The sequence below is a fragment of the Bacillus sp. JNUCC-21 genome, assembly GCF_041222765.1.
GTDB classification, from domain to species: domain Bacteria; phylum Bacillota; class Bacilli; order Bacillales; family Bacillaceae; genus Bacillus; species Bacillus velezensis.
The window spans coordinates 1,196,179-1,209,238 of the sequence record NZ_CP166019.1 but is presented as its reverse complement, the minus strand read 5'-3'; the positions used below and the strand labels follow the sequence as shown (position 1 = coordinate 1,209,238).

General features: G+C 44.8%; 12 protein-coding genes. 9 read left to right on the top strand and 3 right to left on the bottom strand.

The features are described 5' to 3' along the window. The first annotated feature begins 171 nt into the window (after positions 1–171). The 9 genes from lacG (at position 172) to JNUCC21_RS06350 (ending at position 10,819) form a co-directional block, all read left to right on the top strand. Positions 172–1,572, top strand: coding sequence for a 6-phospho-beta-galactosidase (lacG, locus tag JNUCC21_RS06390; protein ID WP_199022477.1), 1,401 nt, complete (start codon positions 172–174; stop codon positions 1,570–1,572). A 63-nt stretch (positions 1,573–1,635) separates the two neighbouring features. Beyond that, positions 1,636–1,950: a PTS lactose/cellobiose transporter subunit IIA gene (locus JNUCC21_RS06385; RefSeq protein ID WP_007407323.1), complete on the top strand. Its 315-nt coding sequence runs from the start codon at positions 1,636–1,638 to the stop codon at positions 1,948–1,950. A gap of 11 nt (positions 1,951–1,961) precedes the next feature. Continuing rightward, positions 1,962–3,659 (top strand): PTS lactose transporter subunit IIBC, encoded by a 1,698-nt coding sequence (locus tag JNUCC21_RS06380; protein WP_064116079.1) that lies wholly within the window; start codon positions 1,962–1,964, stop codon positions 3,657–3,659. A gap of 15 nt (positions 3,660–3,674) precedes the next feature. Beyond that, complete coding sequence (locus JNUCC21_RS06375) at positions 3,675–4,844, top strand: galactokinase (RefSeq protein WP_369878682.1); 1,170 nt, start codon at positions 3,675–3,677, stop codon at positions 4,842–4,844. A 3-nt stretch (positions 4,845–4,847) separates the two neighbouring features. After that, a complete protein-coding gene (gene galE, locus JNUCC21_RS06370; protein WP_012117333.1) occupies positions 4,848–5,840 on the top strand; it encodes a UDP-glucose 4-epimerase GalE in 993 nt (330 codons plus the stop codon). A gap of 1 nt (position 5,841) precedes the next feature. Then, a complete protein-coding gene (gene galT, locus JNUCC21_RS06365) occupies positions 5,842–7,341 on the top strand; it encodes a UDP-glucose--hexose-1-phosphate uridylyltransferase (protein WP_369878815.1) in 1,500 nt (499 codons plus the stop codon). A 51-nt stretch (positions 7,342–7,392) separates the two neighbouring features. Continuing rightward, positions 7,393–8,505: an arabinogalactan endo-beta-1,4-galactanase gene (locus JNUCC21_RS06360; protein ID WP_369878681.1), complete on the top strand. Its 1,113-nt coding sequence runs from the start codon at positions 7,393–7,395 to the stop codon at positions 8,503–8,505. Between the two features lie 285 nt (positions 8,506–8,790). Then, positions 8,791–9,264 carry a MarR family transcriptional regulator gene (locus tag JNUCC21_RS06355; RefSeq protein ID WP_007407329.1) on the top strand — a complete coding sequence of 158 codons (474 nt, stop codon included), beginning with the start codon at positions 8,791–8,793 and terminating at the stop codon, positions 9,262–9,264. 142 nt (positions 9,265–9,406) lie between these two features. After that, entirely contained in the window at positions 9,407–10,819 is a 1,413-nt protein-coding gene (locus JNUCC21_RS06350; protein ID WP_369878680.1) for an MDR family MFS transporter, read from the top strand. A gap of 99 nt (positions 10,820–10,918) precedes the next feature. Here JNUCC21_RS06350 and JNUCC21_RS06345 read toward each other — a convergent pair whose 3' ends face one another. The 3 genes from JNUCC21_RS06345 to JNUCC21_RS06335 form a co-directional block, all read right to left on the bottom strand. After that, positions 10,919–11,200, bottom strand: a complete 282-nt coding sequence (locus tag JNUCC21_RS06345) for a putative quinol monooxygenase (RefSeq protein ID WP_007407331.1) — start codon at positions 11,198–11,200, stop codon at positions 10,919–10,921. 117 nt (positions 11,201–11,317) lie between these two features. Continuing rightward, on the bottom strand, positions 11,318–12,238 hold the full coding sequence (bla, locus tag JNUCC21_RS06340; protein WP_369878814.1) for a class A beta-lactamase: 921 nt from the start codon (positions 12,236–12,238) through the stop codon (positions 11,318–11,320). A gap of 353 nt (positions 12,239–12,591) precedes the next feature. Further along, complete coding sequence (locus JNUCC21_RS06335) at positions 12,592–12,978, bottom strand: VOC family protein (protein ID WP_007407334.1); 387 nt, start codon at positions 12,976–12,978, stop codon at positions 12,592–12,594. Between the last annotated feature and the right edge of the window lie 82 nt (positions 12,979–13,060).

Below are 13,060 nucleotides of genomic sequence, written 5' to 3'. Positions count from 1 at the left end.
ATAATCAACATATAAAACAACGAAAAACTTATATAACCCCTATGAAAACAGATTTTATTTCTTTATGAAGCTATTGACAACAAAAATGTATGCGTTTACTATTAAACAAAAGATAACAATTACAAACATTAACAAACTTCAATTCACACATTGGCGAAGGAGGATTCAGTAATGCTCAAATTACCTCATGACTTTATTTTCGGCGGGGCGACTGCGGCATATCAAGCGGAAGGCGCCACAAAAGAAGGCGGCAAAGGGCCTGTGGCCTGGGATGAATTTCTTGAAAAACAGGGAAGATTCAGCCCTGATCCGGCAAGTGATTTTTACCGCCAGTTTCCGGAAGATATTAAACTATGTGAAAAATTCGGAATAAACGGCATCCGCCTTTCTATAGCCTGGACGAGAATTTTCCCTGACGGCACGGGCAAAATCAATCAGGAAGGTGTTGATTACTATCATCGTATTTTCTCAGAGTGCCATAAACGCAACGTCACCCCTTTTGTCACGCTGCATCATTTCGATACACCGAAAGGATTATTTGACCAGGGAGATTTCCTCAACCGCGCTTCAATAGAAGCGTTCGTCAGCTATGCGGAGTTTTGCTTTAAAGAATTCAGCGAAATCAGATATTGGAGCACGTTTAACGAAATTTATCCCACAGCCACCAACCAGTATTTACTCGGGGTTTTCCCGCCATCTGTTAAAAGTGATATCACAAAAGTCATTCAATGCCTCCATCATATGATGGTAGCGCATGCGATGACCGTCAATCTTTTTAAAGACGGCGGCTATCCGGGAGAAATCGGTGTCGTCCACTCATTGGAAACAAAATATCCCGCCAGCGACTCAGAAGAAGACCGCCGCGCCTGTTTTCTGGATGACGCGTTATCAGTGAGATTTCTCCTCGACGCCACCTACCTCGGCTATTATTCTGAGGAAACCATGCGGGCTCTGGATGAAATCTGTGAGGCAAACGGCGCTTCATACGAGTTTTCAGACAGTGACTTTGACGTGATGAAAAAAGCTTCAACGCGCAATGATTATCTCGGCATCAATCATTATCAATGCCATTTCGTCAAAGCGTACGACGGAGAAACCGTTATTCACCATAACGGAACGGGCGATAAGGGCACTTCGGTCTATAAAGTAAAAGGAATCGGCGAAAGAATTTACAAAGAAGGCCTGAAACGGACCGATTGGGACTGGCTCATTTATCCTGAAGGCATGTATGACATGCTGATGCGCATCAAACGGGACTATCCGCAATATAACAAAATGTACATTACCGAAAACGGCATGGGCTATAAAGATGAGTTTGAAGACGGCATCATTATGGATAAGGCAAGAATCGACTATTTAAAAGTCTATTTAGAAGCCGTCAGTAAAGCGATTACCGACGGAGTCAATGTAAAGGGGTACTTCTTATGGTCCTTAATGGATTTATTTTCATGGACCAACGGCTACAACAAACGTTACGGTCTTTTTTACGTCGACTTTGACACCCAAAAACGGTATCCGAAAGAATCGGCCTACTGGTACAAACTTGTAAGTGAAACAAAAACAATCATTTAACGATCATACATGGTGAAAAGAGTCTCTTTTCATCATGTGTGCCGTCTTTAGGAGGTTTTTTTCATGACAAAGGAAGAATTGCAGATGCTCGGTTTTGAAATCGTCGCCTATGCCGGCGACGCCAGAAGCACTTTATTGAAAGTCCTGAAAGAAGTCCGTGCCGGAAACTTCGAAAACACGGAAGCAGCATTGAAAAGCGCCGATGAAAATTTAACCCTCGCCCACAATGCGCAAACGAAAATGTTAGCTGAAGAAGCTGACGGCAAGGACATGGAATTAGGATTTATTTTCGTTCACGGTCAGGACCACTTGATGACAACCCTTTTGCTCCGTGATCTTATTCAGGATTTTATAGAACTCTACCGAAGCCGCCGATAAGGAGTGGAAAAATGAACGGTATCATCAAGCAAATCGAAAAGGGAAAACCGTTTTTTGAAAAAATCTCAAGAAACATTTATTTAGGCGCGATCCGCGACGGCTTCTTAACGGCCATGCCTGTTATTTTATTCGCCAGCATTTTCATCCTCACCGCCGCTGTGCCGGAAGTGTTGGGGTTCACTTGGCCTAAAAGTGTTTCTGAATGGCTTTGGAAAGTTTATAACTATTCAATGGGCGCCCTCGGTCTGATCGTTGCGGCAACAAGTGCGAAATGCCTGAGTGAATCAATGAACCGAAAAATGCCTAAAAACAAAGGGATCAACCCCGTTTCAGCGATGCTTGCTTCAGTCGTCGGGTTTCTCATTTTAAGCGTCACTCAAATTGATGGCGGATTCTCCACGGAATACCTCGGCACAAAAGGTCTTTTAGCCGCTTTTGTATCCGCTTTCATAACAGTGAACGTTTACAGATTCTGCGTGCTGAAAAATATTACGATTAAAATGCCTAAAGAAGTACCGGGTACCATTTCACAAACATTTAAAGATGTTTTTCCGTTCGCTTTTTCCGTGTTGGCCATGGTGATCGTTGATTTATTGATCAGGAACACGCTGAACGTATCGTTTGCAGAGGCTCTCTCCTCTCTCTTATCGCCGTTTTTTACCGCCGCAGACGGTTATTTCGGGATTTGTGTCATTTGGGGAATGATGGCGCTGTTCTGGTTTGTCGGCGTTCACGGTCCTTCTATTGTGGAACCGGCCATCGCAGCTATTATTTACGCAAATGTGGAGGCGAACCTTCAGCTTCATAATGCCGGCGAGCAGGCGTCCAACGTGCTGACCGTCGGACTCGGGAACTTCGTCGGCACAATGGGAGGAACCGGCGCAACCCTTGTGGTTCCGTTTATCTTTCTTCTTTTCGCGAAATCCAAGCAATTGAAAGCTGTCGGAAAAGCATCCGCGGTTCCGGTGTCTTTCGCAGTAAACGAACCTCTGCTCTTTGCTGCGCCGATCATTTTAAATCCTTATTTTTTCATTCCGTTTGTTGTAACGCCGATGGTGAATGTCTGTCTGTTTAAATTTTTCGTGGATGTCATCGGAATGAACAGTTTTATGTATGTTCTTCCGTGGGCCACCCCGGCGCCCGCCGGCTTGATTCTCGGAACCGGCATGGGGCTCTCGGCTTTTGTGCTGACGGCTGTATTAATCATTGTCGATTTCCTGATATACCTGCCATTCTGCAAAGCTTATGACAAAGTATTAGCGGCGAAAGAAGCCCAACACACCGAGCCTGAAACCGCGCCGCAAACATTACAGCCCGCCATGGCCGGCGCCTCCGAAGACGCGTCCTCCGTCATCAGCACAAATCTTCAGGAATCCTCATCCGCCTTGGAACACGGCACCAATGTATTAGTGCTGTGCGCCGGAGCGGGAACGAGCGCCATGCTTGCGAACGCACTGACAGAAGGAGCCGAAGAATATAACGTGCCGATTACCGCCTCAGCAGGCGCCTACGGATCCCATTACGACATCATGAAAGACTTCGATATGATCATTTTAGCTCCGCAAGTCGGCTCTTATTATGATGACATTAAAGAAGATGCGGACCGCCTGCAAGTGAAACTCATCGCAACGAAAGGAGCAGAATATATCAGCCTCACCAGAAATTCACAAAAAGCCATTCAGTTCATACTGGAGCATACCTCAAAATAGAATCGGAGGTTTATCATGGATGCCAAACTTTTAAAATCAAGATTCGAAGACATTTTCAAGAGAAGTAACGGAGACCTGTTTTTCGCACCCGGCCGGATCAACCTGATCGGGGAACATACGGATTATATAGGCGGCCACGTTCTTCCATGCGCGATCACGATCGGAACATATGCCGTATGCGCAAAACGCGGAGATCACCAGATCCGGTTATACTCAGAAAACTTTCCTGACAGCGGCATTGTCTGCCTTGATCTTTCCGCCACAGCATACAAAAAAGAAGACGGCTGGGCCAATTATCCGAAGGGGATGATCCATTACCTTCTTAAAGCCGGCGGCCAAATAGACAGCGGAATGGATATTCTTTTTCACGGTACGATTCCAAACGGAGCCGGTTTAAGCTCCTCCGCTTCTATTGAAATGTTAACCGGTTCCATTTTAAGAAAGTTATTCAGCCTGGATGTTTCCGATACTGAACTGGCGCTTATCGGAAAAAGAGTCGAAAATGAATTTATCGGCGTGAATTCAGGCATTATGGATCAATTCGCAGTGCAAAAAGGCAAAAAGAACATGGCCATTCTGTTAAACTGCGATAAGCTTGAGCACGAAATGATTCCGGCTGCTTTTAACGGATATAAAATCGTCATTATGAATACGAACAAGCGCCGGGAGCTGGCCGCTTCAAAATATAATGAACGCCGCAGCGAATGCGACGCAGCTCTCTCGGAACTGCGGCAATATCGGAATATCGCATCACTTGCGGAATTGACGGCAGAAGAATTCAACGAACTCGAATCCCTTCTCTCCTGTGAAACTTTGCGTAAAAGAGCCCGGCACGCGGTCAATGAAAACGAGCGGACCCTCTCAGCCGCGGAGGCTCTCAAATCGAATGATTTGAAAACGTTCGGCGAGCTGATGAATGCGTCCCACCGTTCGTTACGCGATGATTATGAAGTGACCGGTGACGAATTAGACGCACTCGCTGAAGCAGCCTGGAAAGAAGGAGCACTCGGAGCGCGGATGACGGGCGCGGGGTTCGGCGGCTGCGCCATAGCCATTGTGGAAAATGAAGAAACCGCCGGCTTTATCCGGGCCGTTTCATCTCACTACCGCAGCAGGACAGGTCTTGAAGCTTCTTTCTACATCGCGGATATAAGCGATGGCGCGGCTGAATGGAGGGAAAAATAAATCATGGCGATTCTCGTTCTCGGCGGAGCCGGCTATATCGGTTCTCATGCGGTTGATCAATTATTAAACAAAGGATTTAAAACGATAGCTGTTGATCATCTGCAGACAGGCCACCGGAAAGCTGTTCATGAAAAAGCAGTTTTTTACCATGGAGATATCCGTGACAAACCGTTTCTTCGCTCTGTGTTTGCGAAGGAGAACGTAACAGGCGTTCTCCATTTTGCCGCTCAATCCCTTGTCGGCGAATCAATGAAAGACCCTCTTTCATATTTCAATAATAATGTGTACGGTACGCAAATTACACTGGAGGTCATGCAGGAATTCGGGGTGAAACACATTGTGTTTTCTTCATCCGCCGCTGTATACGGCGAACCTGAAAAAGTGCCCATCACAGAAGACATGCCGGAAAAGCCGGAAAGCGCATACGGCGAATCAAAACTCATGGCAGAAAAAATGCTGAAGTGGTGTGAAACTGCCTGCGGCATAAAATATGTCTCGCTTCGGTATTTTAACGTTGCCGGCGCGAAAACGGACGGTTCCATCGGAGAAGATCATCATCCGGAAACCCACCTTATCCCTATCCTTTTACAAACCGCGCTCGGTCAGCGCGAGGAGGTTTTGATATTCGGCACTGACTATGATACAAAAGACGGCACGTGCATCCGCGATTATGTCCATGTTTCCGATTTAATCGATGCCCATATTCTCGCTCTGGAATATTTGCAAAACGGCGGAGACAGCGGCATTTTCAATTTAGGATCAAGCAGCGGGTTTTCCGTATCAGAAATGGCGGAAGCGGCCCGGCAAGTGACCGAAAGAGACATAAAAGTAAGAGCGGCCGCAAGAAGACCCGGTGATCCAAGCACCCTCATTGCTTCCAGCGATAAAGCGCGGAACATTCTGGGCTGGAATCCGAAACAAACGGACATATCGGAAATCATTGCGTCAGCATGGAATTGGCATCGGCAACATCCAAACGGATACAAGGACAAATGAAATGGAGGCGGCGGTCATTGAAGTTTTTGAATCAGTGGCAGGGTTTCTGAAAGAAAGCACTGTCTTAGGCGACATAAATGAAACAGATGTGATTTATACAAGAAACAGACTTCTCGATCTGCTCGGACTGCCGGATTATGCAGAACCGAAACATATCAAGAAACAAAACAGGCTTCACTATTTGGACGAAATGGTGAAAGACGCGGTAAAACGGTCAATCATTAACGATACGCCGGCTGAAAGAGACATGCTGGGAAGCAGAATCATGGACGTGATCACGCCGGCCCCTTCTCTGATCAATGCCGCATTCAGCAAATTGTTATCAGATTGCCCGAAAAAAGCAACAGATTACTTTTACCGACTGAGCCAAAACAACGACTATATTAAGACGCGGGCCATTCGAAAAAATATCGTGTACCGCTCACCAACACCTTTTGGGGAATTGGACATCACCATTAATTTATCAAAACCGGAAAAAGATCCTAAAGACATCGCCGCGGTAAAAAACAGTCCGGAAAACCGGTATCCGAAATGCCTGCTCTGTATGGAAAACGAGGGGTATGCCGGAACACCGCATCACCCCGCCCGTTCAAACCACCGCATCATCAGGCTTGACTTAGCGGGAGAACAGTGGGGGTTTCAATACTCTCCTTATGCGTATTACAGCGAGCACGCCATCTTTCTTTCAAGCGTGCACAAGCCGATGAAAATCAGCCGTGACAGCTTCAGAAGGCTTCTGGCCATTACGGAAATCTTCCCGCATTATTTTGCGGGATCAAACGCAGACTTGCCGATCGTAGGAGGCTCCATTCTTTCTCACGATCATTATCAAGGCGGCGCCCATGAGTTTCCGATGGCAAAAGCGGGTTCCCTCTACCCTTTTCATATACGTCATTTTCCAGACGTTCAGGCCGAAGCCGTGAAGTGGCCGGTATCAGTGATCCGCCTTCGCGCAAAAGATCCGGATTTGCTGACAGATGCCGCTGCGTATGTTTTTGAAAAGTGGCGGGAATATTCAGACGAAACCGTCAGCATCATCGCAAAAACGAATGAACCCCATAATACCGTCACTCCAATTGCCAGACGCAGGGGAACGGATTTCGAAATGGATCTCGCTCTCAGAAACAACCGCACCTCCGAAGATTATCCGGATGGCATTTTTCACCCGCATCAAGATGTCCATCACATCAAAAAAGAAAATATCGGTCTGATTGAAGTGATGGGACTCGCCGTTTTACCTCCCCGCCTGAAAGATGAGCTGGCAGAAGTGAAAAAGTATTTACTGAATGAACCTCATGACATCAAAGACATTCATCTTCCGTGGGCCGAAAACATCAAAGCGGATGAAGACGTGACACCGGAAAATGCAGCCGCTGTTTTACAAAAAGAAACCGCGAATGTATTTTTACGCGCGCTGACCGATGCAGGCGTTTTTAAAATGACACCCGAAGGAATTCAGGCGTTTCAGCGTTTCACGACGTTATTGGAGAATGGCAGCTGAAACATTCAGAGTGAAATCAATCAACAATCTTTTTTATCAGGAGGTATTGTGATGTTCAAAAACCGATTGAAACGTGTATTTGTAAACGCAATCTGTCTTTCTCTCATTTTCACTGCTTTTACATTCTTTGAGAAGTCTCCTAAAGCAAAAGCGGAAGCCCCGTTTGCCTATGGCGCTGATATAGGATGGCTGAAACAAATGGAGGACGAAGGTGTGCGCTGGCTGGATGACGGCGGAAAACAGAAAGATGCCTTGCAGATTCTTAAAGATCACGGAATAAATGCCGTGAGACTGAGAGTGTTTGTGAATCCGCCAAGCAGCTATTATTGGCTGAAAGACGGCACAACATGGACCATGCTCGGCTATAGTGACAAAGCGGGCGTACTTGCAGCGGCCAAAAGGGCAAAAGCGTTAGGAATGAAGGTAATGGTTGACTTCCATTACAGTGATGTGTTCGCTGATCCAGGCCACCAGATCAAGCCGAACCAATGGACCGGCTATTCAAACAGCCAGCTGCAGGCAGCCGTGTATAACCATACGTACGATGTCATGAAAGAACTTAAAAATCACGGCATCTCCCCTGATTGGGTGCAAGTAGGGAATGAAATGAATTCAGGAATTTTACTGCCCGACGGCAGCACGAACGATTTCAGCAAATTGACCGCCTTACTGAACAAAGGCTATGACGCCGTGAAATCCGTCAGCCCGGCCACCAAGGTCATCAGCCATTTGGCACACGGCACGGACAACAGCCTATTCAGATGGTGGTTTGATCAATTCTTTAAAAACGGAGGAAAAACCGACATCATCGGCGTTTCGTTCTATCCCTATTGGGAAGGTAAGCCGTACTGGGAGCTCACCAGCCATTTATCATCTAATTTGAATGACATCGCCTCACGCTACAACAAGGAAGTCATGGTGGTTGAACTGGGCGGAGATGAAAATAATCCGAAAGATTCCTACTGGACCATAAAAGACACCATAAAACTGGTGAAAGCCGTTCCGAACGGCAAAGGAACCGGCGTATTTTACTGGGAACCCGAAGCTCACTCCAGCGTTCTGTCAGACGCGTATCCATTAGGCGCAACCGCCAAAGTGTCTAAAAACGTCTTGAAATACACAACCGCAATTGACGCTTTTCATGACGCCGCAACAGGAAAATGATTGATGCGAATCTCAAGCAGGCTCATTGCGCAGCCTGCTTTTTTATAAGGCTGTAGTGCTGGCCTGTTATGAAACAGAGCAAGTAACGAATACGGAAAGAAAAATACCCGAAAACCCGCGTTTCGGTTAAAAAGCCGCTTTTTAAATAGAATACTTCTTCTCTTCCCCCTCCTTCTTATTTCTGCGCACTATCTCTCAGTTCCTAAATAATAACTTTACGATTGTTGAAAAAGAAACAAACATTTTATAATATTGTGTAAGCACCACCGAGCAGGAGGACGGGACATGGACAAAAAAGAACAGCTCCTCACGGATTTCAGGGACTTTTTTAACAAGATGGTGTGGCTGAATAGGCTGAAGATGGAAGAAAGCCTTAAGGGGCATAAACCTTCTGAAGTGCATTGCATCGAATTCATCGAAAAAATTGAAGACGCCAATGTGACAAAACTTGCGGAGTCCCTTTATATGACAAGAGGCGCCATAAGTAAATTAACGAAGAAGCTTATCAATAAAGGCCTTATCGAAAGCTATCAGAAGCCGCTTAACAAGAAAGAAATCTATTTCAGGCTTACTGAGCAAGGAAAAGTCATTTATAAAATTCACGAGGAATTGCACAAAGAGTTTCAAGAACGGGACAAAATCGTGTTTGAACAAGTAACTGATGAACAATTTGACACGATGCTGAACTTCGTGGAAACATACAGCAGGCATTTGGATTCAGAAATAAAGAAACTTGGTGCAGACATGAAATCGGAATAAATATGAATAAAACCATAGGCAGCCCGTCTCCATGAAAACGGGCTGCCTTTTTATATCCCTCTTATTGTTGACAAAGAAACAAAACCACTCTATTATTTTGTTGACAGGGAAACAAAGACAGCAATTTTGAGAGGAGAATACTATGTCAACACATAAAAGAAAGGAACTTCGGCTTCCAAAAGAAGTTCTCACAGCCGCCTGGGCTATTGCACTGGGAGCAATCGCTCCAATGCTTGACTCTACGATGGTAAACATCGCCATCGGCAAACTGACCAAAGACTTCAACACAACATTGGATATCATTCAGTGGTCCGTTACAGGCTATATGTTAGCACTTGCGATTGCAGTACCCGTATCCGGCTGGCTTATGAATAAATATAACGGTAAGAAAATCTTCATCGGCTCAGTCATCGCCTTTGGTGTCATTTCTGTTTTTGCGGGAATGAGCCGTGACGTTTCCAGCTTCATCTTCTTCCGTTTGCTTCAAGGATTCAGCGCCGGCATTATCACTCCGCTTATGTCAACACTCTTGGTTAAAACGGCAGGTCCGGAAAACCTGGGAAAAGTGATGGCAATCGTCAGCACCCCTATGATCTTCGGCCCGATCTTAGGACCTGTCATCGGAGGCTTCATCGTCCAAGGCGCTTCATGGCATTGGATTTTTTACATCAACGTGTTCATCGTTTTGATTGCTGCACCGCTTATGATGAAAACCATTCCAGAATTTGAACCATTCAACAAAGATCGTAAACTCGATATTTTCGGGATTATCAATTTGTCATTAATGAGCGCGGCATTGATGTACGGTATTACGAAAGCGGCGGATCATGCATCATTTAACAATAGCGACACCATTTTATGGGCGGGCATCGGTCTTGTTTCAGCAGCCATTTATCTTGTATATAATCTGATCAAGAAAAACCAAACCGTGCTGCCTATGAATTTGTTTGCAAACAAAAGCTTCTTATCATCTTCGATCGGGTTGTTCTTAGCGAATGTTGCCATCATGGGGCCGATGTTAATACTTCCGCTGTTTTTTCAAAACATTCGTCAGTTCACGGCAGTCGGAGCAGCACTCGCTTTAATCCCTCAAGGAGTCGGAATGCTCGTGACTCGTCCGCTGATCGGAAAAATGATTGATAAGATCGGTGCGAAATACGTGGTTACGGTCAGTCTTGTTCTTTCGCTGATCGGATCTATCCCGCTTATTTTTATCACCGATAACACAAGTATGATTTGGATTTCCGTCGTATTATTTATCCGCGGCACCAGTTTTGGAGGAATTATGCTCCCATTGATGAGTAACGCTTATACAGGTCTTGACAGCAAACAGCTTCCGGAAGCAGGTGTCGGTATTCATATGATTGAAAACCTCGGTTCCAGCTTTGGGTCAGCTGTGATCGCAACCGTTACCGCAACTGTCATACAAGGATTGCAGCCGACGATTCCGAACAGTTTAAAAGGCTACCATGCCGGATTCTTAGTATCCGTCATCATCCTTGCCGCCATCTTCGTTCCAAGTCTGTTCCTTACCCATAAAAAGACTGCGATATAAAGAACTTTTTAAAGTAAAAAACCCTTGCACAGCAAGGGTTTTAGTGAATGAAACTGATGATGGTTGCCGGCAGAGTCAGCCAACAATAGACAAAGCCTTTTACTCATTCACATTGCTTTTCATTAACCATTCTACTTCCGTTAATTCTTGTTTTTGAACGTCTTTTGTATGTTTTTTCGTAAAATGGACTTTAACAGCTTCTTCGTTTTCCCAAATCTCCCAAAGCATGATTTTGCGTTCTGATGGTTCGAGCGGATAAGCATGGAACTGAATACAGCCTTCTTCTTTGTTCGTTTCTTCCTCAAGTTTTTTGAACTCTTTCATTATTTCATTAAGGTCTTTATCACTGATGATTTTTAAGCATGCCGTTATGTAATGCATCGAAATTCCCCCTCTTCCCATCTTTTTATGGCTTTACATTATAACATGTATCGAAAAACGAAACCGGCATACCGCATTCTCAACATATAAAAAACCGTCCATAAAAATGAACGGTAATTATTTAAGAGCATTAAGAGCGACTTTTGCAGCCTCAGCGATAAGCGCATTATTATAATTGGCATCTTCCGTAAACCGGTTTGACAGGATTGCCAAAACAATTGGGGCTCTGTCAGGCGGCCAAACGATCGCAATGTCGTTTCGTGTGCCGTAGCTTCCGGCTCCGGATTTATCGCCGACTTCCCATCCTGCAGGAGCGCCTGCCCGAATCAGTTCGTCGCCGGTAGCGTTGCCCCGCATCCAATCTGTTAAAATTGTGCGCTTGTCAGCCGTGAGAGTGTTACCCAAAGCGAAAGTCTTAAGGTCAGTTGCCAGTGCTTTTGCGGTGCTTGTGTCACGACGATCCCCGGGAATCGCAGAGTTTAGATCCGTCTCGAATCGATCAGCTTTCGTTACATGATCCCCGATCTGTTTCAATGATTTTTCAAAACCTTTGGGACCGCCAAGCTGCAGCAGCAATAGGTTCCCGGCGGTATTATCGCTGTAACGGACAGCGGCTTCTGAGATTTCTTTCAGGCTCATGCCTGTATCCAGGTGTTTTTCTGTGATTGGAGAATATGTAACCAAATCGTCTTTGCTGTAGCGGATGATGGCATTAAGTTTTTCATTTGAGCTTTTCTTCAGAACAGCAGCTGCAGCCAGAACTTTATAGGTTGATGCGTAAGCAAACCGTTCATTCGGCCGATAGGCGATTGTCTTGTTTGAACCTGTATCAATCGCATAAACGCCGAGCCTGGCATCAAATTTTTTCTCAAGCTGAACAAATTTCTGATTCGTTATACAGCTTGTCATTTTTGCGTCCTCTATAGATTTCGCTTCAGCATGCGCTGAGCCGAATAAAGGATTGAAACCGGTAAAGCTTAAACATAAAAGTCCAATGCATATTCCAAATTGTATTCTCGCTTTATTTTTCACATCCAGACCTCCTCATTAAAATGATTTTGTATACATCTTCTAATTAACATTACAAACAGGATGAAAGTCAATATATTTCCTTTGAATGATTAAATCCTGTATTCTGATTCATCCCCTTATTTGCGCTTAAATGCGCCGCCCTTGCCGTCTGAATGTTTGCATTTCCGCTTCGTGTTCATCATCTATTTGTTATCCCTCCGTGCAAATAAAAACGGACACCAGTCAGAGCACAGTGATGCTGTGCAATGATCAGTGTCCGCAGGCTTTCCGTCTTGGACCTATATATGTTTCTCTTGCAGACTATAAAAATCATAAGGTAAGTTAACAAACGCATTACCTTAATCCTGCCAGTCAAAAAATTATATCATTTTATATATTTCAATAAGATTATTATCTGGATCTCTGAAATGAGCAACTCGTGCACGCCATTCCTGACGATCATGCGGTTCATTGACGCATTTAATCCCTTGCTTGTGCAGATAGTCATACGTTTTATCAACATCTTCTACCTTAAACTGAAGCAAAAATCTTGATTGCGCATCTCCGTCTAAAGATTTTCTTTCTTCTCCAACTATTTCAGCCATATTTTCTCGAGATAAAAGCTCTATTTTCGTTTCTCCATTATCGAAGAGTGCATATTCCATTTCCTTCTCTAACCAACTTATTGGAAGTCCTAATGAATCTTTATAAAACTCGACGCTTTTCTTAAAGTCATTAACCAATAGTCTAATTTGCAGCAATTTCATATTGAACGCCTCCTATCATTTTACTGGCCATTCATTTAATCATACAATAGGGACCTGACAGCATTATGTCAAGTTTCCATAA

Excerpts from the sequence above, each read along its gene's own strand:
- lacG (WP_199022477.1), top strand. The coding sequence starts at position 172 with ATGCTCAAATTACCTCATGACTTTATTTTCGGCGGGGCGACTGCGGCA.
- JNUCC21_RS06385 (WP_007407323.1), top strand. The coding sequence starts at position 1,636 with ATGACAAAGGAAGAATTGCAGATGCTCGGTTTTGAAATCGTCGCCTAT.
- JNUCC21_RS06380 (WP_064116079.1), top strand. The coding sequence starts at position 1,962 with ATGAACGGTATCATCAAGCAAATCGAAAAGGGAAAACCGTTTTTTGAA.
- JNUCC21_RS06375 (WP_369878682.1), top strand. The coding sequence starts at position 3,675 with ATGGATGCCAAACTTTTAAAATCAAGATTCGAAGACATTTTCAAGAGA.
- galE (WP_012117333.1), top strand. The coding sequence starts at position 4,848 with ATGGCGATTCTCGTTCTCGGCGGAGCCGGCTATATCGGTTCTCATGCG.
- galT (WP_369878815.1), top strand. The coding sequence starts at position 5,842 with ATGGAGGCGGCGGTCATTGAAGTTTTTGAATCAGTGGCAGGGTTTCTG.
- JNUCC21_RS06360 (WP_369878681.1), top strand. The coding sequence starts at position 7,393 with ATGTTCAAAAACCGATTGAAACGTGTATTTGTAAACGCAATCTGTCTT.
- JNUCC21_RS06355 (WP_007407329.1), top strand. The coding sequence starts at position 8,791 with ATGGACAAAAAAGAACAGCTCCTCACGGATTTCAGGGACTTTTTTAAC.
- JNUCC21_RS06350 (WP_369878680.1), top strand. The coding sequence starts at position 9,407 with ATGTCAACACATAAAAGAAAGGAACTTCGGCTTCCAAAAGAAGTTCTC.
- JNUCC21_RS06345 (WP_007407331.1), bottom strand. The coding sequence starts at position 11,200 with ATGCATTACATAACGGCATGCTTAAAAATCATCAGTGATAAAGACCTT.
- JNUCC21_RS06335 (WP_007407334.1), bottom strand. The coding sequence starts at position 12,978 with ATGAAATTGCTGCAAATTAGACTATTGGTTAATGACTTTAAGAAAAGC.